The sequence below is a fragment of the Ensifer sp. NM-2 genome, from assembly GCF_003024455.1.
Taxonomy (GTDB): Bacteria; Pseudomonadota; Alphaproteobacteria; order Rhizobiales; family Rhizobiaceae; genus Ensifer; species Ensifer canadensis.
In genome coordinates, this window is sequence record NZ_PVZR01000002.1 from 352,165 (window position 1) to 377,046 (window position 24,882).

The following is a 24,882-nucleotide window of genomic DNA, read 5'->3' on the forward strand; positions in this document are numbered from 1 at the left end:
TGTCAGCGGAGGTCAAGGTGCCCGCAGGAATGACGCGAGACCGAATGTGGTTTCGAGTGAAACGATGGCAGCTTTTTCGGGCACGAAGACCGCTAGAAGGTTGAGGCTCTGCCGGTTCACGCCATTGGCAGGTCGAAATGGCTGCGGTGCCGTGCGTGGCAATGCGGCAATTCGCAAAGGAATACCCCAAATGAGACGCCTTTTGATCACCGGCGCGGCGGGCCAGCTGGGCCGGGTCATGCGCAAACGGCTTGCGCCTCTCGCCGATACAATTCGCCTTGCGGATCTTGCTCGGCTTGACCCGCCTGAGCGCGATGAGGAGTGCATGTCCTGCGATCTTTCTGACGCAGCAGCAGTCCATGAGATGGTCGCCGGCTGCGACGGCATCGTCCACCTTGGCGGCGTTTCCGTCGAACGGCCCTTCGACCAGATCCTTGGCGGCAATATTGTCGGCCTTTACAATCTTTATGAAGCTGCACGCGCTCACGGTCAGCCCCGCATCGTCTTTGCGAGTTCCAACCACACGATCGGCTACTATCCGCAGACCGAACGGCTCGGGCCAGACGGCCCATACCGCCCGGACGGACTCTATGGGGTCTCCAAATGCTTCGGCGAGGCCCTCGCTCGCCTGTACTTCGACAAATTTGGCCAAGAAACCGCCCTGGTACGCATCGGCTCCTGTACGCCCGAGCCAACGAACTATCGAATGCTGTCGACCTGGTTCTCGCACGACGATTTCGCTTCGATGATCGAGGCAATTTTCCGCGTGTCGACCCTTGGCTGCCCGGTCATCTGGGGCAGCTCGGCCAACGACGCCGGCTGGTGGGACAACTCGCATCTTGGCTGGCTGGGCTGGAAGCCCAAAGACAATGCCGAGGCCCATCGCACCCACATTGAGGCCCTCACCCCGACGCCCGACCCGAGCGACCCGACGACCCGCTTCCAGGGCGGCGACTTCGTAAACAATCCGATATTCAAGGAGTAAGACATGACCTATGAGCCACATGGCAAACACCTGATCGCCGGCGAATGGCGCGCAGCGCAGATCAAATTCCGCAGCGAGCCCGCCCACGGCGATGCCTTTGACTTTTCCGTCGGCACCGTCGAACTGGTGAACACGGCGGCCGAATCCGCCGAGGAAGCCTTCTGGTCCTACGGTTATTCTTCCCGCGAGACGCGCGCTGCCTTCCTCGACACCATTGCCGACGAAATCGAGGTCCGTGGCGCCAAGATCACTGAGATCGGCGCCTCGGAAACCGGCTTGCCCGCCGCCCGCCTCGAAGGCGAGCGCGGCCGCACCACGGGTCAGCTGCGCCTCTTCGCTTCCCACATCCGCAAGGGCGAACATCTGGACAGGCGCCATGACGAGGCGCTGCCGAACCGCACCCCCCTGCCCCGACCGGATATTCGTTTGATGCAGCGCCCAATCGGCCCGGTCGCCGTGTTCGGCGCTTCCAACTTCCCGCTTGCCTTCTCGACGATGGGCGGCGACACCGCCTCTGCGCTTGCCGCCGGGTGTCCGGTCATCGTCAAGGGTCACTCTGCCCATCCCGGCACAAGTGAGATCGTGGCGGAAGCCGCCGATGCCGCCATCAGGAGACTTGGCCTCCACCCGGGCGTCTTCACTTTGATCCAAGGCGGTCGTCGCGATGTCGGCACCGCACTCGTCACGCATCCGCTCGTCAAAGCGGTCGGCTTTACCGGTTCGCTTGCCGGCGGTCGCGCGCTCTTCGATCTCTGCGTCTCACGTCCCGAACCCATTCCCTTCTTCGGCGAACTGGGCTCGGTGAACCCGATGTTCATCCTGCCGGAAGCGCTGAAAGCCCGCGGCGCGGAAATCGCAAAAGGGTGGGCGAGTTCGCTGACGATCGGCGCCGGGCAATTCTGCACCAATCCGGGCATCGCAATTATCCTTTCCGATCAGGCCGACACGTTCGCCGAAGCGACCCGTTCCGCGCTCTCAGGGGTCGGTCCGCAGGTGATGCTGACTGACGGCATGGCCAAAGCCTATCGCGAGGGAAGCATGCGCATCGCTGCCGGCGCCGGTGTGCGCGAGGTCTTGACCACCACCTGCGACCAGCGCGACGCCACACCCTTCCTCTTCCGCGTTTCCGCCGAGGACTGGCTCTCCAACCATCTACTTTCCGAAGAAGTGTTCGGTCCGCTCGGCCTTATTGTGACGGTCGAGACTATCGAGGAGATGATTGCCGTAGCAAAGAGCTTCAATGGCCAGCTTACCGCCACGTTGCATCTTGATGCGGGCGACACTCAAGTTGCACGCAGCCTGTTGGCGATCCTGGAGCGCAAGGCGGGTCGTGTTCTGGCAAATGGTTACCCGACCGGGGTCGAAGTCTGCGATGCCATGGTCCACGGCGGCCCCTATCCGGCATCCACAAACTTCGGCGCAACGTCCGTTGGAACCCTTTCCATCCGAAGGTTCCTCAGGCCCGTCTGCTACCAGAACCTGCCTGAGGAGCTGCAGCCGGACGACCTCAAATCGATCTAGGCGCGGATTGCGCCGTTGTGGGGCAATGGCGTATCCACAATCAACGGCGGATTCCCGCCTTATTCACCGAATGGCGGCACGCATGACGAAAGTGACCACCCACGAACCGGCTCCGCTGCCAACCACGACGCTGGTGGTCAAGGTTGCAGACGCGCTTCGCGCACGCATGTCCAAGGGTCATCACAAGCCGGGTGATCGGCTGCCCTCCGAGGCCCAACTGACGCAGGAATTCGGTGTGAGCCGCACGGTCGTGCGCGAGGCAATTGCAGCACTACGTTCTGACGGACTGGTGGAGCCACGCCAAGGAGCGGGCGTCTTTGTTCTCGCTCCAACGCTTGCCACCCGCCGTCCGTTTCAAAATGTCGATCTGGCGCGCGTATCTTCGCTGATCGAGATGCTCGAACTTCGCACTGCCGTAGAAGGAGATGCTGCAGCCCTTGCGGCGCTTCGCCGCTCGCCCGGACAGGAGGAAAAGATCATCGAGGCCCTCGATGCTTTCCGCACGAGTTCCGCGGAGGGCCGACCGAGCGCAGAGGCCGATTTTGCCTTCCACCTTGCGATTGCTCAGGCCACCAACAACCCGCGCTTCGCAGAATTCCTGCAGATGCTCGGTCCGACGCTTATTCCGCGCCGGGCGGTGACCGAGAACGGCGAGGAGACGGCGCTGCCCTTAGCCGATATCGAGCGGCTTGTGGACGAACATGAGGCGATCCTCGTCGCCATTCAAAATGGCGACGAAACACAGGCTCGCTCGGCCATGCGCACTCACCTGAAGAACAGTCAGACGCGGTACCGCGCCATGCTGCGAGTGCCTCGCTGAAGTACAGGTTGAGACAGCCTGCCCTTGCATTCGGACAGATAACCGATAACATGCCAGACAGGTTCAATGCAGGTGAAGCAAGAATGGAAGTCGAACACAACCATGTTAGAGGCACATCGCTGGCGGCAAAGATCAGCGCCGACCTGCGTCGCGACCTGACGGAAGGCGTCTTCCAGCCCGGCGACCGGTTACCGAGCGAAAGTGCGCTGACCCGCGAATATTCCGTGAGCCGCACCGTGGTGCGCGAGGCGATTGCAATCCTTCGCGCCGACGGCCTGGTGGAAGCGCGCAAGGGCGCTGGCATCTTCGCGCTGCAGACGCTCGAAGACAAGAAACAACCGTTCAAGGACCTGACCACTGAGCGCATTTCCTCGGTCATTGAGCTTTTGGAGCTTAGAACGGTGTTTGAGGTGGAGTCTGCCGGGCTTGCGGCCTCGCGCCGTTCTGCTGCACAGATCGAGGCGATCCTCGAGGCCCATCACCACGTTGGCGAATGCCTCGCCTCCGGGAGCCCCACCCGTGACGCCGATTTCGAACTGCATCTCGCTATCGCGGAGGCTACTCAGAACCGTCGCTTTCCCGAATTCCTGCAGCTCATCCGGTCCGGCATCATTCCTCGAGGCGAACTGCAAGGCTCCGCTCCCGGCTCGCGCCCGAAGGACTATAACCTTCACCTTCAGGAAGAACACGGCCTGATCGTGGATGCCATTATCGAAGGCAACAGCGACACTGCGCGCGAACGTATGCGCGCCCATCTTCGCGGCAGCCTGGATCGCTACAAGGTGTTGCTGCGCTCACGCACACTGGCCCCCGAAGAGGTCAACCTGTCTTAGCTTGTCATACAGATACAAGTACATGTATATTGGGGATGTCGTACATCATCAAAGAGGCATCCATGACCCTTTCCACCTATCCCGCAATCTCGACTGATACTGGCGTTATCCGGCAAGTTCTTTCGCACTCACCGGAGATCATGGTCGTATCTTTCCGCTTCGAAAGCGGCGCTAGCGGCCGACTACATAGCCATCCGCACGTTCAATCCACCTACGTCTCGCGTGGCCGTTTCCGCTTTTTCCGTGACGGCGAAGCCCATGAATTGAAGGCCGGCGATAGTCTCGTCATCCCCTCAAACACAGAACATGGGTGCCAATGCCTGGAGACCGGCGAACTTATTGACTGCTTCACACCCCGCCGAGACGACTTCCTGTGAGCAGATTAGCTTGACAGCATTCGTAACCTGTGACAGATTTCCTTAAGTTGTCATACAGGACGGGAGCCTGTACCGCCTCACCTTCCGGCGGATGACAAACGGAGGATTCATGTCTTTACGTCGCATACGCTTCTACGGAGCGGCCGGGCAGATCGGGACCATTGCGGTCACGCTTCTCGGCCTGCTTCTCCTGACTTTTTTCATTGGCCGGCTCATGCCCGCTGATCCGGTGCGGGCCATAGTCGGAGAAGATGCGACCCGCGAGACCTATGAACAGGTCTACAACGCGCTCGGCCTGGACCGTCCTCTTTGGGAACAGTTCATATATTACCTAGGCGATGTCTTCACCGGCAATTTCGGCACCTCTATTCGCACCGGCCAGCCGGTCATACAGGACATCCTTCATGTCATGCCGGCGACGATCGAACTGGCCACTTTCGCAATCCTTATTGGAGCAGGCCTGGGTGTGCCGCTTGGCGTCTTTGCCGCCGTCAACAAGGATCGTTGGCCGGATCATGTGGTGCGTGTCTTCAGCCTCTTCGGCCATTCGATGCCGATCTTCTGGACGGGTATGATTGCGCTCATCGTCTTTTACGCCCATCTCGGGCTGGTCGGCGGCAGCGGGCGGATGGACCAGTTCTACATCGGTCTCGTCGAAGAGCGCACCGGCTTCCTGTTGATCGACAGCCTGATCGCCGGCGAGATGGACGTCTTCTGGTCCGCGGTGAACCACATCATCCTGCCAGCGGCGCTACTTGGCTATTCCTCCTCCGCCTACATCACCCGCATGACCCGCAGTTTCATGCTCGATCAACTCGGGCAGGAATATGTGACGACCGCGAGAGTGAAGGGGCTTTCGCGCAATCAGACGATCTGGCAGCACGCCTTCGTCAATATCCGGGTTCAGCTCGTCACCATCATCGCGCTCGCCTACGGTTCACTGCTCGAAGGCGCGGTCCTTATCGAGACCGTCTTTGCCTGGCCGGGCTTTGGTCAGTATCTCACCAACAATCTCATCACCGGCGACATGAATGCCGTCATGACCTGCGTATTGATCGTCGGCGTCATCTTCATCGGGCTCAATCTACTGTCCGACGTTCTCTACCGCATCTTCGATCCAAGGACACGCTGATGTCTACCCGCACCGAACCTACGTTCCGCCTGCCGGCTCCGTTGCACGCATTGAAGAACATCGTGCTGTTCCTTTTGAAAAGCCCGACCTCGACATTCGGCCTCGCCGTCCTGGTGCTGCTCATTCTGGTAGCTGCCTTTGCACCTTTGATCGCCACCCACGACCCCTATGTGCAGGATCTTGCCAAAACGCTGCAGCCGCCGGGCAACGGGCATGTCTTCGGTACCGACGAGCTTGGTCGCGACATTTTCAGCCGCCTTGTCTGGGGTGCCCGCATCACGCTGACAATCATCTTCCTCGTGTCGATCGTCGTCGGCCCCATCGGCCTCATCATCGGTACGACCGCCGGCTATCTCGGTGGCAAGATCGATACGGTGATGATGCGCATCACCGACATTTTCCTGTCGTTTCCGAGCCTCATTCTCTCGCTCGCCTTCGTCGCGGCGCTAGGCCCAAGCCTCAACAACGCCATTGTCGCCATCGCGCTGACCTCCTGGCCACCGATCGCTCGGCTTGCCCGCGCCGAGGCAATGACCTTCCGCAAGGCAGATTACATTTCTGCCGCAAGACTTCAGGGGGCATCGCCGGCGCGCATCATCTTCAAGTCGATCATGCCCATGTGCTTGCCTTCGGTCCTCATCCGTCTGACCCTCAACATGGCGACCGTCATCCTCACGGCTGCCGGCCTCGGTTTCCTCGGCCTCGGCGCCCAGCCGCCGCTGCCCGAATGGGGCGCGATGATCGCAACCGGCCGCCGGTACATGCTGGACAGTTGGTGGCTCGTCACCTTCCCGGGCATCTCGATCCTGTCTGTCAGCCTCGCATTCAACCTGCTCGGCGATGGATTGCGCGATGCGCTCGATCCCAAACAGATAAATCGGAGGTAGCCCCGTGGAAAAATCCATACTCGAGGTCGAAAATCTCCGCATTCGCTATGGCGGCGCGCCGGCAGAGGCCGTGCGTGGGGTTTCCTTCACGCTTGGCCGGGAACGGTTGGGGATCGTCGGAGAATCCGGTTCAGGCAAGTCCACGGTTGGACGCGCTCTTTTGCGTCTTCTGCCCGGCGCGACAATCACGGCCGACACGCTGCGCTTTGGGAACCTCGACCTCCTGACGCTCTCCGAAAAAGAGATGCTGAAGGTTCGTGGCCGGCGGATGTCAATGATCCTCCAGGATCCCAAATTCTCGCTCAACCCGATCCGGCGTGTTGGCGACCAGGTGGCAGAGACCTATCTGCGCCACTTCAGATGCTCGAAGGCAGAGGCCCGTGACAAGGCGCTCACAATGCTGGAAGCCGTCAAGATTCGTGACCCGAAGCGGGTCTATGATCAATACCCGCATGAAATATCCGGCGGCATGGGTCAGCGTGTGATGATCGCGATGATGCTTTTGGCAGACCCAGATCTTGTCATCGCCGACGAACCCACCTCCGCGCTCGACGTTACCGTCCGGCTTCAAGTGTTGAATATCCTCGACGGCCTCGTGCGCGACCGCGGCATTGGCCTCATCATGATCAGTCACGACCTGAATCTTGTGCGCAATTTCTGCGACCGCGTTCTCATCATGTATGCCGGTCGCGTGGTTGAAACACTCGCCGCCCGCGACCTCGACAGGGCCGAACACCCCTATACCCGCGGCCTGTTGGCAGCCCAACCACGGATCGGTGGCGGGCGTGCGCCTCTCGCCGTGCTCGACCGCCAACCCGAATGGCTGGAGGAGAAAGCCTGATGTCCGTTTCCGTCGAAACCCGCGATGTGTCCATCACCTTCGGCGCTGGACCAACCGCCACCAAAGTCTTGCCGAGTGTCAGTTTCTCGGTAAGCCCGGGCGAGTGCTTCGGCCTCGTCGGAGAAAGCGGCTCGGGCAAATCCACCGTGTTGCGCTGCATCTCCATGCTGACCGATATCTGGACGGGCGACATCCTCATAGGCGGCAAGCCTGTGCGCGAGATGCCGCTTATCGAGCGCTGCCGCACGCTGCAGATGGTGTTTCAGGACCCGTACGGCTCGCTGCATCCGCGCCAGTCGGTGCGCACCGTGCTCAGCGAGCCACTCGTCATTCACAAGCTTGGCGATCGCGAGGATCGCATGCGCAAGGCCATTGCCGATGTCGGCCTGCCCATTTCCTTCCTCGACCGCTTTCCACACCAGCTCTCCGGTGGCCAGCGGCAGCGGGTGGCCATCGCTCGGGCGCTCATCCTCGAGCCCTCTTTGTTGCTACTGGACGAACCCACCTCGGCGCTCGATGTCTCCGTCCAGGCGGAAATCCTGAACCTGCTCCAGCGGTTGCGCGAGGAGCGCGGTTTCACTTACATCATGGTCACGCACGATCTCGCGGTGGTCGACCATATGTGCGATCGTTTTGCTGTCATGCTCCACGGAGAGATCACCGAGGTGCTTCCACGCGATGCGATCCCCGGAAACGGAGCGACCCACCCCTATGCCCGAGAACTCATCGGCGCCTCGCTCGAATACGAAAGCGCGCACTGAGCTCGACTAATTGAAGCTCGGGCACTCCGTCTGAAATTGCCCTCGACGTGCCAGCTCCCCGGTCACGCGAAAGCGGCATCAGCAAGCCCAGAGCGCTGCCGATTGGCAGCAGCCAATCTTCACATGACAACCCACAACGGCCCGTGGCTTAGCGCAAGCCGTGGGCACCACAGGCCGACGGGATGAGATGCCAGCGCGTGAAGCTCCGTGGCATCCATGCGCCACAAGCTGTCACGGCAGCAGGCCCTGGTCAAAATCAAACGTCAGGACACTCACCGAGCATGGAATGGCGGGTTGTTCGCCATCACGCCTTCGTTGGTTCCCAGAGCTCGATCGGATTGCCCTCGGGATCGTGGATCCGGGCAAAGCGACCGACTTCCGAGTTCCACTCGGCTCGAGTTTCCACCGCGATCCCGCTCGCCGTGAGGTTTGAAATGAACCCTTCCAGATCATCGACCCTGAAATTGATCATCCATTGTTGTTCTCTTCGTCCAAAATAGTCGGTGTTCTCAGAGAAGGGCCCAAAAATTGTCATTCCTGCCTCTTGCTGCCACACGGACTTGTGCAGGTCATCAACACCAAGATGCCTCTCATACCATTCGGCCAGCCCAGCCGGGTCCGCTGCCCTGAAGAACACACCGCCTATTCCAACGACCTTTGGCATGAGCCCCCCCTTGGCTTGAGACAGGACAATGCCGGCGAAGGGGCTCACATGCAACCTAAGGGTCAAGCTCGACGTGACGTCCGCAAGGTTGCAGAACATCGGTTACCTTTTAGTACTGCTGAGCCTGGAACATCGCCTCGGATGGAAAAGCGTGTCCTGTCGTCATTGCTTGCCGATGGATGTCGGGCGGCTCCCGACAGGTAAAAAGGCGCCCCATCGGGCCACTCCGGCCCGTGGGAAATCCACTTGCATGGGGGAGATGCTTGCCGTCGAGCAACGCCACACCTCTGGGCCATTATGGGGCCAAACCTCATTGAAACGCGAGAAAGGCGCGTGCCAGCACGCGCCTTTTGGTTTTGGAGAATGAGACGGGTGGTGGTATCAGCGCTCCTTGGTCACGCCCTCGAAACGTGAAAGCCATGGGCTTACGATCATACCCTTGACGTCGCTGCGATAGGCCGCAGTGTCGACAACTTCGGAGAAGGGCTGGATCGACATCACCGCCTCATCCATGTAGGCCTGCACGCCTTCATAGAGCTTGGCCTGCTTGGCGGGATCGCGCTCGACCAGTGCTTCCTCGATCAGCTTGTTCAGCTTCTCGTCGTAGAAGCTGGTGCGCCAGCTCTGGTAGTTGGTCAGCTTCGCCTCGTCGGAATTGTCAGGATTGTAGGCGATGGAGCGCAGGTTGTTGTCCGGATGCGGCTGCTGACCGCCGCCGCCGCGGCCGACCAGCAATTCGAAGTTTCTCTCCCGCATTGCGCCGTAAATCTGGTCACCCGAACCGCTGATGAGCTCCGCCTGGATGCCGGCCTGGCCGAGCGTGTTCTGGATCGCCGTCGCCGCCTTCATGAACGGATCTTCGGACAGGACCCGCAGCGTGGTGCTGAAACCGTTCGGATAGCCGGCTTCGGCGAGCAACGCCTTCGCCTTTTCCACATCCAACTTGTAGCCCTCGTCCGGAAGGGCGCCGAGCACGCCGGACGACAACGGACGCTGATGCAGCTTGCCGTAATAGGGCATGACCGCCTTGTCGAGGCCCTCATAGTCGATGAGGTAGCGCAGCGCCTCGCGGACCTTCTTGTTGGCAAAACGCTCATCTTTCATCGAAACGCTGAGGTAGTAGAAACCTGAACCCGGCGTCGATTCGATGGCAATCGCCTTGTCGGCCTCCAGTGACTTGAGGTCCGGTGCCTGCAGGGAGTAGGCGACGTCTATGTCGCCTTTTTCCAACAGCAGCCGCTGCGACTGGGATTCCGGCAAGTGGCGCATCAACACGCGCTTCATCGCGGCCTTTTCACCCCAATAGTCATCGTTGCGTGTAAGGATGATGTATTCGTTCGACTTCCACTGCGTCAGTGTAAAGGGACCGGAACCAGCGGAATTCAGCGTCAGCCAACCAGCACCGAGGTCGCCGTCCTTCTCGTTCTCGAGCACGACCTTGCTGTCCAGAATGGAGCCAGGGCCATTCTGCGCAAGGATCATCAGCAACAGGTTCGGGTCGTCGGGCTTCTGCAGATGAATCACGAAGGTGTGGTCGTCTTCAGCGACCAACGCCTTGTCGGCATTCTCAAGCGTGAAGCCACGCGACTTGAGGAAAGATGACTGCGCCAGGTTGCGGGCAAGCAGCCGCTTCAGGCTCCAGGCGACGTCGCCGGCCGTGACAGGATTGCCCGAAGCAAATTTTGCATCGCCGCGCAGGTGGAAGCGGATCGACTTGCGATCCTCGGCGATCTCCCAGCGTTCGGCGAGGCGAGGTTGAACGCTACGGTCTTGCGGCGAAAGGGCGACCAAAGTGTCATAGATGTTGTTGAGCACCTGTACGGTCTCGCGGCCGGTAATGGCAGCGGGATCCAGCGTCAGGATGTTGCTCATGGTCGTGGCGACGACCAATTGGTCGGCCGGTGTCTCGGCGAACACGCCAATCGGCGAGGCTGTGGTGAGCAGCACGCCGAGGGCGGCCGTTGCAAAAAAGTGTCTCATGCTTCCTCCTTTTGCGGCCGTCCATGCGGATTTCGGCCTACCAGTTTCATGATCCGCCTGCCTGCTCCTCCGCAGGTGTTAAGACGGATCAGCCAAGAATTGCGCCGACGGGCGCGGCGAGCGCCCGGCCGATGGCTGCGGTCGCCCCGGCTTCCAGATGCACACCATCGACCTGTGATCCACGGGCAACCGCGCCGGCATTGAAGAACGCGTGGCCGAGTTCGCAGGCGAGCTTGTGGTAAAGCGGGGCAAGCCGCTCGGATTCTGCTACGCTTCTGCCAGCCGCCGGGTGTCCATCTGGACCGGGCGAACAGGGTGGTGGCGCAACGATCAGAAGCTTCGGTTTCGCGCCACTCGGCTTGTACGGAAATGTGTCCACGATCTGCGCCAGGCGGCGCATGCCGGAAACCGCACCCTCCGCACGACCTCCGTGCACCGGCTTGATATCATTGGTCCCAAGCATGATGATCACGAGATCGAGCGGCATATGGCTGGCAAGCGCCACTTCCAAGGCCTTGGCGCCATTGCGGCAAGCGGGCCCGGCATGATCGTCATAGCAGGTGGTGCGGCCACCGAGCCCTTCCGATATGATCGCCGCCGCGTCACCAAGTTCCCGGTCGAGAACCTCGGGCCAGCGGCCTTCGGGCGGATGACGCAGACCAGTTGAAGGGTCCGCCCCCCAGGTCAGGCTGTCGCCGAAGGCGAGAACTGTCTTCATTGCCCAATCACCTCACTGTCATCGCGCGCGGTTGTTGTCGATGAAGTCGAAATCGATATCCTCGCCGAGCCCGGGGCGATCAGGCACGTGGACGTAGCCGTCCCGGTCCATCGGGTCGGAAAGTGACTTCAGATAATCGTGGCCATCGTCATATTCGAGGAACGGGTGCAGCAGGCCGCGCTCGTACCAGCGGCAGTTCTTGCTGGCAGCGACCACATGCAGGTTCATGGCAGTGTTGCCGTGCACCTCGCATTCCATCCCGAAAGCTTCTGCGAGATGCATGGTCTTGAGCGCTGGGGTTATGCCGCCGACGTCGTTGACGCCGGTGCGAAGTATGTCGCAGGCACCGGCCTTGATCCACTCGGCGCGATGCCAATGCTTGCCCGCGGCACTTTCCGGCCCGACCACAGGAATGTCGAGATTGTCGGCAAGCCACTTGTAGGAAGACAGCGACTGCTCGTCCATCGGCTCCTCGATCCAGTCGAAGCCGAGCTTTTCCAAGCCCCGCCCAAGTTCGAGCGCGTCCGTACGGGAATACCAGTGGAAGGCGTCGATCATCAGACGGATATCCGGACCAACCGCTTCGCGCACCGCAGCACAGGCCTTGATATCCATCTTAACATCCGGCGCCCAACTGACCGGCGGCATCCAGGTGTGTAGCTTGATGCCCTTGTAGCCGCGCTTAACCAGCGTTTCGCCAAAACGGCCGTAATCGTCCGGCGTCGCCAGGCCGCCGTCCAGTTCATCGCCGCACATGATGGAGCCATAGGCCAGTACCTTGTCGCGGTAAGCGCCGATCAACTTGTATACAGGTTGGTTGAGCGTCCTGCCTGCAAGATCCCACAGCGCACAATCGACAGCCGCAAGCGTGCGATCGGTGAGCTGCGCGGCTGAGCCCCGCTGCCAGTGGGCGAGGTCCTGCCACAGCTTTTCTCGGTCACGATGGTCCTTGCCGATCAGAACCTTCTTCACGAACTTATCGATCAGGTGCGGCCGAACAATTTCCGGCGCGGTGAAGGAGTGCCCTTCATGGCCGTCTTCCGTGCGAATGGTCAGAATTGCCTGCTCCACCTGATGCGGCGGGCCTGGATGCGCGTGGCCAGCACTGTCCGAATGGCGGCGCGTGGTCGTGCGGAAGACTCGCACATCGACGTCGGTGATGATCATTGTTCCTCCGGTATGCGAAAGTGGCCGGCTCCCCGCACCATTCTGTATGACACATACTTAGACAGATTATCACAGCTTTGTCAAATCTGTATGACAGCTTTTAAAACTGACGAACAGGTTCGCCCGCTGCCGTACGGCCAGCGGCGAGAATACTGGCCACCGGCGGCAAGTTCGCAACGAACGTTGGCCATTTGCGACGGGGCTCAAATGATCCGAGTTCAGTTGCAGTTGTGAGAGAGTTCGGTCCGATAGCCGGTAGAAGAGATATCTCAAAGAAAGCGGAAGAAAACCGAGACGCAATCGGTCGAGCGACCCAAAGGTTTTGCGATCACCAGCTGTTTTCGCAATTTACGCCGCTCATTGCCGGCAACCTCTGCTCGTTTCCAGCAGATCCATTTTGCGCGTTTGATACAGTCATCCCGACTGCGGAGAATTGCACTTGGCGAGCATGTGAAACAGCACACCGAACCCTGCCAGTCGCCTGGAATTTAATGCAACGGGAGCCAGAGGAAACCAAAGTCCCCGGTTCGTTAGGACCGGTCCACCCGACACCTCAGCCAGAACTGCCGCCCCGCCCGGTAGAGCGAGGCAGGGCGACAACAAATTCGCAACGGTAACAGCGCCACGCCGATATCGGTCGCGACCATCTGTCCACCGATGGAAGATGTCATGACGGAGACGCGACGTCCTCAACGCTGGAAAAACGCGGAAACAAAACCTTGTTTTCCAGATGCATATGCGTGACCAGATCCTCGGAAAACTTTTGAAGACCGACGTAAAGAGCCGTCCAGGATCGGCAGGCGCCGCCTGGAAGTGCAAACCCGTGGGTGAGATGCTCGATGGTAGCTAGGCTTTGGCCTTCGCACGCATGATCGTCTCGCATCCTGCCTATCAAGTGCTCGATATCGGGGTCCGGCTCGTGGCGCATCATCGGAAAGAGGGCGAGCTCCTCGCGGGCCATGTGGGGGATCAGTTGGTCTTGAAGGTCGACAAGCGCCTTCGCAAGGCCCAGCGGCGCGCTGCTATGAGTGGCGTGAACGTGTTCCACTTTCTGCGCAAGCGGGATCAGCCATTCGAGGTCGTTTCGGTGTGTCTGGTGATATCGCTCCAGAATATGAGCGATAAGCTCGTTGGTGCCCTCCGGCGCATCGCGCCTTGCGGCTTGCTCGAGTGCCCGAAGGCGGTCAAGCAGGTCGCTCGCCACAACTCCGGCATCGGCCGCCGCATCACGAAGCGAAACATCCCCATCGCAGCAAAAACCGATTCCATGCTGTCTGAAGAGTTCGGCTGCACCCGGAAGTTCGCATGCAATCGTCCCGACGGTGACGTCCAAGTTCAAGTTCAATTCCGTCAATGTGCTCTCCTCAATGCCCGGAAGCTTATGTCAGGAGAGACGTTGCGGTAGTTCGGCCGATCGTTCTTTGTCGAAACGCAAGTTCAATGTGGCGAGGTCGCAAGCGTTGCCGTGTTCTTCTGCGCTTTGGCACGAAGGGTCTGCAAACAATCGATCGTGGCTGCTGCAAAGGTCTGCGCGCGTTGCCGCAGACCCTCGTCGCCCTCACGCTCGGACAGGTCGAGATAACGCTCAAGCAGGAACTCGCAGAGCACCACCGCCGAAATCGTCCCACCCTCAGGCAGTGGCGCTAAACCTAGCGGCGCGGCGAAGGGAACGTCGATCATCTGGCGTGCTCTTTGCCGAGCATCAGCTGAAAGGGACGACCATGACGCGGTGCCCTCTGCCCTTGCATCGCCTGCGTTCATTTCCAGCCAATCGGCAAGCTGCGTCTCTACCGCCGCCAGGTCGTCAGCGACGATTAAGCGATGGCTCCGCAGGTCGTGAAACGCTGTTCGCCTGGCTTTGCGCAGGATACGGACATGGCCGAGTTCCTCCAGCGCCATGCGTTCTGCTGCCTGCCTGATTTCGGTGGAAGCCGCATCCGCCGCCACATAGCTCCAAAGCATGAACGCCTGCTCCTCGTTGCGCACAGCGACTGAAAAAGCCCTGTAGGCGTTGAGCAGTTCCGGGGCCACGATAAGCGCATCCCCATCGTCAAACATACCTGCATTGTCTGTCGCGGCGAAAATCCGTGCCGGACCTACAGGTGGATTCGCCTCTTCAATCCAAGCGGAAACCATATCGAGATGTCCGCGCTCATCAGCTGCAAGCCCTTCGAACAGATCCGCTAGATCGGCTCGATTTTCGCGGCGCATGCGTTTTGCGAGCATGACGTAGCCGTCGATGGCTTCGCGCTCAAGCCTGACGGCAAGTTCAAGAAGTTCCCCAAGCGTTGCGACCAACGGCGGATCGATCCTGAGTGTCGGCATGACGGCTCCTTCGGCGCTATGCGACTGTTTTACAGGAACAAACGCACCTCCGTTTGTTGCAGCGCAAAGAAGGTGATCGGACTTTCCGTAGGTTGCCGTTCAATTCGCCAGAAACAAGGATGCCCGCCAATCCGAGCAGCCAGTCTCTCGGGACGGAACGACAAGAAATGCGCAACAACAACAAAAACAGTAACCGTCTCGGCTTGCTCTGCATGATGCTCGCGACGCTCCTTGTTTTGCTTGGAGCACACGGCGCCTATGCCGCCGGCCGGCTCGATGACTATCTTTCAAAGATAGTGCCCGGCGAGCTCTTTGCGGGTGCAGATCGCTTCGGCGCCACTGTCGGCGAGCCACCGATCGCGCCAGTGTTTCGGGGTACCGAACTGCTCGGCTATGCCTATCTCAACTCGGATTTCACCAGCGCTATAGGCTACTCCGGAAAGCCCATTCACATCGCCGTCGGCATCGATCCAAACGGCGTCGTCAAGGGCATCAAACTTGTCGATCACAAGGAACCGATCGTCCTTATCGGCATTCCGGAACGCAAGGTCGTCGCCGCCTTGAACGCCATCATCGGCCGTGACCTCGGTCGCGTTGCGAGGGGACAAGAGCGACCGCCACAGGTCGATATCGTCAGCGGCGCGACCGTCACTGTTCTGGTCATGGGCGACAGTGTTGTTCGTTCGGCCGTTCGCCTGATCCGCAGCAATCGCCTTGGTACCAAGGCGAGCGTCGCCCAAGAGCCTGCGCCTCCCGTCCGCAAGCTCGATCCGGCAATGAACGAGACCGCCGACTGGCAGAGCCTGCTCGGTGACGGCTCGATCCGCAGCCTTAGAATGACGGTCGGCGAAGTGTCGGATGCATTTCGCCAGGCCAATCAAACGACAGCGGCAGAACGGCCGGAAACGGTAACGCCCAATGACCGCTTCATCGACCTTTACACAGCGCCCGTGAGCGTTCCGGCCATCGGCAAAAGCCTGCTCGGTGAGGAAGGCTACGGTCGCCTTGTCAAACGCCTTAAACCCGGTCAGAGCGCATTGCTCGTCGCGGGCGATGGAGCCTATTCCTTCAAGGGTTCGGGCTATGTGCGCGGCGGCATCTTCGATCGGATTGAATTGCTCCAGGACGGCCAGGGCATGCGGTTTCGCGACCGCGACCACACGCGCCTGACATCGCTTGCAGCGCAAGGTGCGCCTCATCTTCGCGAGATCGCCCTTTTTGTCGTGTCGCCTGACTTCGCCTTCGATGTCACGGCACCATGGGAGGTACAGCTTCTGGTGCAGCGAAGCGCCGGTGGGCGAGACAAGGCGACATTGCCTTTCAACCTCGGCTACGCCCTGCCACAGAAGTATCTGGTTGCCGACACGCACCCGCTCGAGGTCAGCCCCTCTGACGGCGCAGCGCCAATTGTTGGCGAGGAAGCAGACGGCCAACCACTGTGGGTCAGCATCTGGCAGATGAACCGTGTCTCGGTCGCCCTCACCGCAACGGCACTTGTGTTTCTGACTGCGATCTTCTTTTTCCAGGACTGGCTCGTCCGACGCCCCATTCTGTTTGCCTGGATCCGCCGCGGTTTCCTTGTCTATGCACTTGTCTGGCTCGGCTGGTACGCCAATGCGCAGCTTTCAGTGGTCAATGTGCTGACGTTCACAAACGCCTTGATCACCGGCTTCCGCTGGGAGTTCTTCCTGTCGGCACCCCTCATCTTTTTGCTGTGGGCGGCCGTCGCGGCAGGACTTCTATTTTGGGGGCGTGGTCCGTTTTGCGGCTGGCTGTGCCCCTTCGGCGCCCTTCAGGAACTGACCAACGACATCGCGAAGTGGCTCAAGGTACCGCAGATCAAGGTTCCTTGGGGCCTTCACGAGCGTCTCTGGCCGATCAAGTACATCGTCTTTCTCGGCCTTTTCGGACTGTCCTTCTATTCACTGGCGCTCGCCGAAGTCTTTGCCGAAGTCGAGCCATTCAAGACCGCGATCGTCCTTAAGTTCGCCCGCGAATGGCCCTTCGTCGTCTTTGCACTGACGCTGTTGGCGGCCGGTCTTTTTATCGAGCGCTTCTACTGCCGTTACCTTTGCCCGCTCGGGGCAGCCCTCGCCATTCCAGGACGCATCCGCATGTTCGAATGGCTGAAGCGTTGGCCCGAATGCGGCTCGCCCTGCCAGCGCTGTGCCAAGGAATGTCCGGTTCAGTCGATCCACCCTGAAGGGCAGATCAATGTCAACGAGTGCATCTACTGCATGCACTGCCAGGAACTCTACCAGGACGATACGCGCTGTCCGCACATGATCCAGGTCCGGCTCAAGAGAGAAAAGTTTCAGGCCCTTTCGACCCCCACATCGCGAGGCGAAGCGCCAAGCAAGACGGCGGTTACGCACAAGGGAAAACCGATCGTGCTCGACGAGCCGCCGCCAGCCACACCCACCTGAAATCCACACAAGGAGAAACCGAAATGGCAACAGAAGACAAAGCAGTACGCCTCAATCGACGTCAGCTTCTCGGCACGACGGCCGCGGCGGCCGTCGCCGGGGCGGCAGGTGTTGGTGGGGCGCTTGCCCTGTCCGGCACAACCGCATCACCGGCATTCGCTCAAGGCACAGGCGGCTTGCCCTTCGAGGTAAAGCCAGGCGAACTCGATGAATACTACGTCTTCTTCTCCGGCGGACACAGCGGCGAACTGCGCATTCTCGGATTGCCATCCATGCGCGAACTGATGCGTATCCCGGTCTTCAATCGCGACAGCGCCACCGGCTGGGGCCAGACCAATGAAAGCCGCAAGGTGCTCACCGAAGGACTTTTGCCCGAAACGAAAGCATACCTGGAAGACAAGGGCGGCATCTATCTCAATGGCGACCTGCATCATCCGCACCCCTCATTCACGGAGGGAACCTATGACGGGCGCTACCTGTTTGCCAACGACAAGGCAAATACCCGCGTCTGCCGCATTCGCCTCGACGTGATGCGCTGCGACAAGATCATCCAATTGCCGAACCAGCATACGGTTCACGGTCTGCGCGTACAGAAATATCCCAAGACGGGCTATGTCTTCTGCAACGGTGAGGACCGTGTACCAGTGCCGAACGACGGTTCGGTTCTCGACGATCACAAGCAGTATCATGCCATATTCACCGCCGTGGATGGCGAGACCATGAAGGTCGCCTGGCAGGTCATGATCGACGGCAACCTCGACAATGTCGATGCCGACTACCAGGGCAAATATGCCTTCGCCACCTGCTACAATTCCGAAGAGGGCGTCAATCTTGCGGAGATGATGGCCAAGGACCAGGATTGGGTGGTTGTCTTTGACCTCAAGCGGATCGAGGAGGCCGTCGCAAAGGGCGAATTCAAGGAGATGGGCGGCGTCCCCGTCCTCGATGGTCGCCACGGCTCACCCTATACGCGCTACATCCCCGTATCGAACGGACCGCATGGAATGAACACTGCGCCTGACGGTATTCACATCATCGCCAACGGCAAGCTCTCGCCCACTGTTACGGTCATGGATGTGCGCAAGTTCGACGACCTTTTCGCCGACAAGATCAAGCCGAGGGACACCGTTGTTGCCGAACCGGAGCTTGGTCTCGGGCCGCTGCACACGGCCTATGACGGCAAGGGCAATGCCTATACCACGCTGTTCATCGACAGCCAGATCTGCAAGTGGAACATCGACGACGCCAAACGAGCCTTTGCCGGCGAAAAGGTAGACCCGATCCGCCAGAAGCTTGATGTCCACTACCAGCCCGGACACAACCACACGTCCATGGGACAGACAAAAGACGCCGATGGCAAATGGCTGATCTCGCTGAACAAGTTCTCCAAGGACCGCTATTTGAACGTCGGTCCGTTGAAGCCGGAAAACGATCAGCTGATCGACATTTCGGGCGACCAGATGGTTCTGGTGCACGATAATCCGACCTTCGCCGAGCCGCATGACGCGACGATCGTCCACAATTCCAAGATCAATCCGGTGAGCGTCTGGAGCCGGGATGATGTCTTCTTTGCCGATGCCGTGGCTCAGGCAAAGAAGGATGGCATCGATCTTTTGATTGATTCCGAAGTCATTCGGGATGGCGACAAGGTGCGTGTCTACATGACCTCGGCGGCACCGGCCTTTGGCCTCGAGAGCTTCACGGTCAAGCAGGGCGACGAAGTAACCGTCTACATCACCAACATCGATGAGGTGGAGGACCTGACGCACGGCTTCTCGATCATCAACTATGGCATCAACATGGAAGTGGCGCCCCAGGCGACAGCCTCCGTCACTTTCCGCGCCGATAAGCCCGGCGTGTGGTGGTATTACTGTTCCTGGTTCTGCCATGCGATGCACATGGAAATGAAGGGCCGCATGCTCGTCGAGCCGAAGAAGGCCTGATGCACGCGCGCACTCTCATGTTCGGTCTTTCGATGGCGGCGCTCTGCGCCGCCATCGGCACCGCTTGCGCTGCGACGATCCGTGTCGACGCTGATGCCAGGCTGCAAGATGTCATCGAAGCCGCAACGCCCGGCGACACGCTCATATTGCCACCGGCACGCTTTCTGGGGCCAGTTACGATCGACAGCGCGATCTCGCTGATCGGCGAGCCTGGCGCGACCATTCTCGGTAGTGGCGAGGGCAGCGTCGTCACCATCAACGCCGCTGACACGATCCTGCGCGGGCTTCGGATCGAGGGTTCGGGCAGCAACCTTGAAACCATGGACTCCGGTGTTTTCGTTGCCGCGACGGCAAAAGGTGCATCCGTTGAAGACAACGAGATCATCGGCAATCTCTATGGCATCTACCTGCATGGCGCCGCCGGATCCCTGGCGCGCGGCAATCGCATTGTCGGGACGAAGGACAGGCGCTTCAGCGAAACCGGCAACGGCGTCACGGTCTGGAACGCTCCCGGGGCACGTGTCATCGACAACACTATCAGCTTCGGACGCGATGGGATCGCGACCAACGCCAGTAAACGCAACGTGTTCAACGGGAACAGGTTTGAGAACCTGCGCTTTGCCATCCACTACATGTACACCAACGACAGCGAGATCAGCGGCAACATCTCCACCGGCAATTCTGTCGGCTATGCCATCATGTTTTCAAGCCGCCTGAAGATCATCGGAAATGTCTCGGACGGCGATCGCGATCACGGCCTGCTCCTCAACTACGCTAACAGCTCCAAGATCACCGGAAACGTCGTACGCGGGCGGCTTCAGAATTCCGACCGGTGGATGGCGAACGGTGGCGCCAAGGAAAAACCCGAACACGGGCTGCCGGCCGCGCAAGACACGTTTGCCGAGGGGACGACCGTCCGATTGGGGCCGGAAAAATGCGTCTTCATCTACAACGCCAACAAGAACCGCTTCCGCGGCAATGTCTTTGAGGGTTGCTCGATCGGCATTCACTTCACGGCGGGTTCCGAGGGCAATGCACTGTCCGACAACGCCTTCATCAACAATCGAAACCAGGTCAAATATGTCGGCGCCCGGTATCTCGACTGGTCCGAAAATGGCCGCGGCAATTACTGGAGCGACAATTCGGCCTTCGATCTCAACGGCGACGGGGTCGGCGACAATCCCTATCGGCCGAACGACCTGATCGACCGGGTACTTTGGACCGCACCGCAGGCCAAGGTTCTGATCACAAGCCCGGCCGTTCAAGTCATTCGCTTTGCCCAGTCGCGCTTTCCGGCGCTGTTGCCGGGCGGCGTAATCGACAGCCATCCCCTGATGATGCGCCCGGACGACGAGGACCAGCAACCATGACACCTACGGTGAGCGTCACCAATGCAGGCAAGAGCTATGGCAAGTCGGAGGCTCTTCGAGACGTCTCGTTTGAGCTGGGTGCCGGTGAAACCATCGCCCTTGTCGGCCATAACGGCGCTGGCAAGACGACCTTGATCAAACTGATGCTCGGGCTCATCCGACCGACAACGGGCCGGGTCAGCGTCCTTGGCGAAGACCCGGCCTCAGGCGATTTCGGCGTTCGCGCAAGACTTGGCTATCTGCCTGAGAGCGTGTCCTTTCACCTCGCCCTGACAGGCCGGGAAACGCTTGCCTTTTATGCCCGCCTGAAGCGCGCTGACACGACCACTGCGACCGAACTTTTCGATCGCGTCGGCCTTTCCAGGGCGGCAGTCGACCGGCCGGTGCGAACTTATTCGAAGGGGATGCGCCAGCGTCTCGGCTTGGCCCAGGCTCTGCTTGGCGACCCACATGTCATGCTTCTCGACGAACCCACGAGCGGGCTTGACCCGGCGCTGAGGCACAATTTTTACGAACTCATCGAGGCCTTGCGCGCCAAGGGAACGACGATCCTGCTTTCGTCGCACGCGCTGACGGAACTCGAGGGACGTGCCGATCGCGTCATCATCGTCAACGGTGGCAACAAGATCGCCGACGGCACCCTCGATGATCTTCGCAAGCTTGCAAGGCTGCCAACCCGCATTCGCGTGACCACCGAGGCTGGAAGGCCGCCTGTAGAAGAAATCGAGGGCCAGGTCGTCAAACACCACGACGGCGATCTCGAGATAGAGGTCAGGCAGGAGGACAAGCTCGCCGTCCTGCACCGTTTGAGCGCCGCCGCATTGGGGATTGCAAACCTCGTCGTCCTGGAGCCGACCCTCGACGAACTCTACGCACACTTCCTTCAGGGTCAAAAGGATAGCCGATGAACAACATCATGATCATTGCGCGCAAGGAGATCCAGGAGGGCATGCGCAACCGCTGGGTCGTGGCGACGACCCTTCTGCTGGCGGCTCTGGCGCTCACCTTGTCGTTCCTCGGTAGTGTGCCGACAGGCAACGTCGGTGCCAGCCGGCTTGATATTGTCGTCGTCAGCCTCTCGAGCCTGACCATTTTTCTTGTTCCGCTCATCGCGCTCCTGCTCTCGCACGATGCGATCGTCGGCGAAACCGAGCGTGGCACGATGTTGTTGTTGCTCAGTTATCCCATCGGCCGCAGGCAGATTCTCATTGGGAAGTTTACAGGTCACCTGACGATCCTGTTGTTTGCAACGCTTTGCGGCTATGGCGCTGCCGCCGTTGCACTTGCAGTCGTCGATGGCAACATAGCGCGCTCAAGCTGGCTTGCTTTCGCCTCCATGATCGGCTCGTCCGTCCTGTTGGGCGCGGTCTTCATCGCGATCGGCTACCTCGCAAGCACCGTTGCCAGCGAACGCAGCACTGCTGGCGGCATCGCAATCGCGGTGTGGCTGTTTTTCGTTCTGATCTATGACATGGCCCTGCTCGGGGCGCTTGTGGCAGGGCAAGGCCAGGCACTGCCGGCGGGCCTGCTCGATATCTTGCTGCTGCTCAATCCGACCGACGCCTATCGACTGCTCAATCTGGGCTCGGGCGACGCAGCGTCGCTGTCGGGGATGGGTGGCGTGGCCGAGCAATCGGCACTCGGCAAGACCGGGCTCATCCTGGCGCTGGTGTCATGGACATTTGCGCCGCTTGCGGTAGCCACTGCGATATTCTCAAGGAGAGAGCTATGAAAACGCGCAACCTCGTCGCCGTGGCGATGAGTGCCTTCGTGTTGGTTGGATGTGCCGCCGAGAAAGCAGACAGCCCGCCTCTTCCATATTCACTGACCGATGACGCCATGGGGCGCTATTGCGGCATGAACGTGCTCGAACATCCCGGCCCGAAGGGTCAGGTCATCCTCAAGCAGATACCCGAACCGATCTGGTTTTCGTCGGCCCGCGACACGGTCGCCTTCACCTTGCTGCCAGAAGAACCAAAGGAGATCGCGGCTATCTACGTCTCTGACATGGGCAAGGCGCCGACCTGGGAGAAGCCCGGAGCGGACAACTGGATCGACGCCAAAAGCGCCTTTTATGTCGTCGGCAGCAGATTGCGTGGCGGCATGGGGGCAGCCGAGGCCGTTCCCTTCTCCTCAAGGCAAGATGCGCTCAGCTTCACCGAAAGGCATGGCGGCCAAATCGTCGGCTTTGCCAACATACCGCAAGACTATGTGCTGGGAGCAGATGGGGCATCGCCTGCGTTGACCTCATTTTCCGAACCGACGGAGGCTAGTCATGACTAGGATTATCGGGCGGCGGCGTGCAATCGCTATCATCGGGGCGACCATAGGCCTGCCTCTGCTGCCAATACCCGGCGCAGCCAGAGCGGCCCTGCGTCCGGTCACGTGGAGTGGCCAGGCGCTTGGGGCATCGGCAACATTGATCCTTAATCATGAAGACGAAGCAGTGGCACGCCGACTGCTGGACAGAGTCGTGGTCGAAATCGACCGTCTGGAGGCGATATTCAGCCTCTACCGCAGCGATTCAGCCCTTTCGGTCTTGAACAGGATGGGCGCGCTCGTCGCCCCGCCGGCGGAACTGGTACATCTTCTTGAAATCTGCGGGTCCTTTCACAAAATGACCGGCGGCGCATTCGATCCGACGGTTCAACCACTCTGGACGCTCTATGCCGATCATTTCGCCAAACCGTCCTCCGATCAGCGCGGTCCGTCGGCACGCGCAATCCGACAGGCACTGGCTTACGTCGACCTCACCCGTGTCCGGTTCAATGGCGACCGGATCGCGTTTGCAATGCCTGACATGGCTCTGACCCTGAACGGCATAGCACAGGGCTACATTACCGATCGCATCGTCGATCTGCTTCGTCAAAACGGCGTGGCGAGCAGCCTGGTCCATATGGGGGAAAGCCGGACGATCGGGGCCCGTGCAGATGGCAGCCCATGGCAGGTTGGGCTGGCGGCAAGCGACGTGGATGCTGCCGCAGACATCGTTTTACCGCTCGTCGACAGGGCGGTCGCGACGTCGGGCATTGCAGGCTTCAGTTTTGATGAGGCGGGACGGCTGTCGCATATTCTCGATCCCCGCACCGGCTTGACGATGCAGTCTTACCGGCGCGTGAGCGTTGTCGCCGATGACGCGGTCACAGCGGATGCGCTGTCAACAGCCTTCAGCCTGATGGAGCCGCAAGAGATAAAGGCCCTGATCGATCCCCGGACCGATCTTGGCGCGGATCTTTTGAGCCAGGCAGGCACTCGGAGATGCTTTGGTCTCGGCGCTTAACGAGGCCGACGCACCAGATGCCAAGACAAACCTGACGCCTGTCAGCGACGCTGGCTTGCGTCCAGGTGACGCCGGCGCCAGTTCGCCAAGCGCTCGCGATCAAACGAAAAGACTTCGTCGATGACCGTTCCGTCGGCAGACACCGTCGCAGTCCAGCAGCGACCGCCACATCGCAGCGTTAGCCTGAACGTTCCAACGTGCTCGCCCTGACCGACCTCGACCTGGCTCTTGACCTCGCCTCGGCTCAGGCGGTTTTTCAACTCCGCCGGGGGCAGGCGGAGTGCCGATGACATCGTTGGCGCCGGCACGGAAAAATCGCCCTCGGGGTCGCGTTCGACGCGGATAACCCGCCTATTGGTCAATGTCAGCATTGAACGGATCTCCCTGAGGACCAGGTTTTCGTCATGAAGGATAGAGCGCCATTCGCAAATATCTCAAGCCGGGGCCCGACATTGACGGCGTGTCGAGACGTTCTGGTATGCAAACAGCATCCAGCGATGATCTCAATGGCCACCCTCAAACGAGTGTCGTCGAGGTCGACAGGCGCGCGTCCGGCATGGTTCTCGCCCGTTCCGAGCGGTCGCGTAATCTCTCGAGGCGGTGCGCCAGAAGATCGAGTAACTGCCCGGCCTCAGCATTATACCCCGGCATGCAGGCGAACCACTCGGCGACCTCGATCGTGCAATCGCACAATGTCTCATCCCTCATCCCAAACTCGATCATGTCCTGCATCTCCGCCTAGTCCGTGAAGACGGATTCTCCACGCGAGTTCGTCCACGTCCTTGGTAGGCGCAAAGCGGTGGGGCCTCTTTGCGCTGACGCAAACGATCATCGTTCGACCACCCGAACGGC

The 24,882-nt window shown here is 60.1% G+C and carries 24 protein-coding genes; 16 read left to right on the forward strand and 8 right to left on the reverse strand.

Annotation, left to right across the window (positions count from 1 at the left end; all coding sequences use genetic code 11):
* The first annotated feature begins 190 nt into the window (after positions 1–190).
* From C6558_RS06850 to C6558_RS06890, 9 genes are all read left to right on the forward strand, one after another.
* The gene (locus tag C6558_RS06850) at positions 191–985 is read left to right on the forward strand and encodes an NAD(P)-dependent oxidoreductase (protein WP_107027044.1); all 795 of its coding nucleotides are present in this window, start codon (positions 191–193) and stop codon (positions 983–985) included.
* Between the two features lie 3 nt (positions 986–988).
* Entirely contained in the window at positions 989–2,506 is a 1,518-nt protein-coding gene (locus C6558_RS06855) for an aldehyde dehydrogenase (NADP(+)) (RefSeq protein WP_107027045.1), read from the forward strand.
* 82 nt (positions 2,507–2,588) lie between these two features.
* Positions 2,589–3,326 (forward strand): FadR/GntR family transcriptional regulator, encoded by a 738-nt coding sequence (locus C6558_RS06860; RefSeq protein ID WP_107027119.1) that lies wholly within the window; start codon positions 2,589–2,591, stop codon positions 3,324–3,326.
* Positions 3,327–3,409: 83 nt separating this feature from the next.
* On the forward strand, positions 3,410–4,159 hold the full coding sequence (locus C6558_RS06865) for a FadR/GntR family transcriptional regulator (protein WP_107027046.1): 750 nt from the start codon (positions 3,410–3,412) through the stop codon (positions 4,157–4,159).
* Between the two features lie 62 nt (positions 4,160–4,221).
* A complete protein-coding gene (locus C6558_RS06870; protein WP_107027120.1) occupies positions 4,222–4,536 on the forward strand; it encodes a cupin domain-containing protein in 315 nt (104 codons plus the stop codon).
* A gap of 109 nt (positions 4,537–4,645) precedes the next feature.
* Positions 4,646–5,668: an ABC transporter permease gene (locus C6558_RS06875; protein WP_025430410.1), complete on the forward strand. Its 1,023-nt coding sequence runs from the start codon at positions 4,646–4,648 to the stop codon at positions 5,666–5,668.
* Complete coding sequence (locus C6558_RS06880; protein ID WP_025430411.1) at positions 5,668–6,555, forward strand: ABC transporter permease; 888 nt, start codon at positions 5,668–5,670, stop codon at positions 6,553–6,555. The genes C6558_RS06875 and C6558_RS06880 overlap by 1 nt, the downstream gene beginning before the upstream one ends.
* A gap of 4 nt (positions 6,556–6,559) precedes the next feature.
* Positions 6,560–7,396 (forward strand): ABC transporter ATP-binding protein, encoded by an 837-nt coding sequence (locus C6558_RS06885; RefSeq protein ID WP_025430412.1) that lies wholly within the window; start codon positions 6,560–6,562, stop codon positions 7,394–7,396.
* Positions 7,396–8,157: an ABC transporter ATP-binding protein gene (locus tag C6558_RS06890; RefSeq protein WP_107027047.1), complete on the forward strand. Its 762-nt coding sequence runs from the start codon at positions 7,396–7,398 to the stop codon at positions 8,155–8,157. The genes C6558_RS06885 and C6558_RS06890 overlap by 1 nt, the downstream gene beginning before the upstream one ends.
* Positions 8,158–8,461: 304 nt before the next feature.
* On the opposite strand, the gene C6558_RS06895 is transcribed toward C6558_RS06890, so the two are convergent.
* The 6 genes from C6558_RS06895 to C6558_RS06920 form a co-directional block, all read right to left on the reverse strand.
* On the reverse strand, positions 8,462–8,821 hold the full coding sequence (locus C6558_RS06895; RefSeq protein ID WP_107027121.1) for a VOC family protein: 360 nt from the start codon (positions 8,819–8,821) through the stop codon (positions 8,462–8,464).
* 381 nt (positions 8,822–9,202) lie between these two features.
* Positions 9,203–10,801, reverse strand: coding sequence for an ABC transporter substrate-binding protein (locus C6558_RS06900; protein WP_107027048.1), 1,599 nt, complete (start codon positions 10,799–10,801; stop codon positions 9,203–9,205).
* 88 nt (positions 10,802–10,889) lie between these two features.
* Positions 10,890–11,519 carry an SGNH/GDSL hydrolase family protein gene (locus C6558_RS06905; protein ID WP_107027049.1) on the reverse strand — a complete coding sequence of 210 codons (630 nt, stop codon included), beginning with the start codon at positions 11,517–11,519 and terminating at the stop codon, positions 10,890–10,892.
* An 18-nt stretch (positions 11,520–11,537) separates the two neighbouring features.
* Entirely contained in the window at positions 11,538–12,686 is a 1,149-nt protein-coding gene (locus C6558_RS06910; protein ID WP_057221126.1) for a mandelate racemase family protein, read from the reverse strand.
* A gap of 667 nt (positions 12,687–13,353) precedes the next feature.
* Complete coding sequence (gene ric / locus C6558_RS06915) at positions 13,354–14,025, reverse strand: iron-sulfur cluster repair di-iron protein (protein ID WP_371412244.1); 672 nt, start codon at positions 14,023–14,025, stop codon at positions 13,354–13,356.
* Positions 14,026–14,123: 98 nt separating this feature from the next.
* On the reverse strand, positions 14,124–14,984 hold the full coding sequence (locus C6558_RS06920; RefSeq protein WP_245449137.1) for a ferritin family protein: 861 nt from the start codon (positions 14,982–14,984) through the stop codon (positions 14,124–14,126).
* Between the two features lie 239 nt (positions 14,985–15,223).
* On the opposite strand from C6558_RS06920, the gene C6558_RS06925 reads away from it, so the two are divergent.
* The 7 genes from C6558_RS06925 to C6558_RS06955 are packed head-to-tail and all read left to right on the forward strand — an operon-like array spanning position 15,224 to position 24,030.
* Entirely contained in the window at positions 15,224–17,437 is a 2,214-nt protein-coding gene (locus C6558_RS06925) for a 4Fe-4S binding protein (RefSeq protein ID WP_371412245.1), read from the forward strand.
* A gap of 23 nt (positions 17,438–17,460) precedes the next feature.
* On the forward strand, positions 17,461–19,380 hold the full coding sequence (gene nosZ / locus C6558_RS06930) for a TAT-dependent nitrous-oxide reductase (protein ID WP_107027053.1): 1,920 nt from the start codon (positions 17,461–17,463) through the stop codon (positions 19,378–19,380).
* Positions 19,380–20,750, forward strand: a complete 1,371-nt coding sequence (locus C6558_RS06935) for a nitrous oxide reductase family maturation protein NosD (RefSeq protein WP_107027054.1) — start codon at positions 19,380–19,382, stop codon at positions 20,748–20,750. The genes nosZ and C6558_RS06935 overlap by 1 nt, the downstream gene beginning before the upstream one ends.
* A complete protein-coding gene (locus tag C6558_RS06940) occupies positions 20,747–21,658 on the forward strand; it encodes an ABC transporter ATP-binding protein (RefSeq protein WP_107027055.1) in 912 nt (303 codons plus the stop codon). The genes C6558_RS06935 and C6558_RS06940 overlap by 4 nt, the downstream gene beginning before the upstream one ends.
* The gene (locus tag C6558_RS06945; RefSeq protein ID WP_107027056.1) at positions 21,655–22,482 is read left to right on the forward strand and encodes an ABC transporter permease; all 828 of its coding nucleotides are present in this window, start codon (positions 21,655–21,657) and stop codon (positions 22,480–22,482) included. Before C6558_RS06940 ends, C6558_RS06945 begins: the two co-directional genes overlap by 4 nt.
* Complete coding sequence (locus C6558_RS06950; protein WP_199196981.1) at positions 22,479–23,033, forward strand: nitrous oxide reductase accessory protein NosL; 555 nt, start codon at positions 22,479–22,481, stop codon at positions 23,031–23,033. The genes C6558_RS06945 and C6558_RS06950 overlap by 4 nt, the downstream gene beginning before the upstream one ends.
* Positions 23,026–24,030 carry an FAD:protein FMN transferase gene (locus C6558_RS06955; protein ID WP_107027057.1) on the forward strand — a complete coding sequence of 335 codons (1,005 nt, stop codon included), beginning with the start codon at positions 23,026–23,028 and terminating at the stop codon, positions 24,028–24,030. The genes C6558_RS06950 and C6558_RS06955 overlap by 8 nt, the downstream gene beginning before the upstream one ends.
* Before the next feature lie 41 nt (positions 24,031–24,071).
* On the opposite strand, the gene C6558_RS06960 is transcribed toward C6558_RS06955, so the two are convergent.
* Together C6558_RS06960 and C6558_RS06965 are read right to left on the reverse strand one after the other, a co-directional pair.
* On the reverse strand, positions 24,072–24,401 hold the full coding sequence (locus C6558_RS06960) for a DUF6522 family protein (RefSeq protein ID WP_057207022.1): 330 nt from the start codon (positions 24,399–24,401) through the stop codon (positions 24,072–24,074).
* Between the two features lie 145 nt (positions 24,402–24,546).
* The gene (locus C6558_RS06965; RefSeq protein ID WP_144239243.1) at positions 24,547–24,753 is read right to left on the reverse strand and encodes a hypothetical protein; all 207 of its coding nucleotides are present in this window, start codon (positions 24,751–24,753) and stop codon (positions 24,547–24,549) included.
* Positions 24,754–24,882 lie beyond the last annotated feature (129 nt).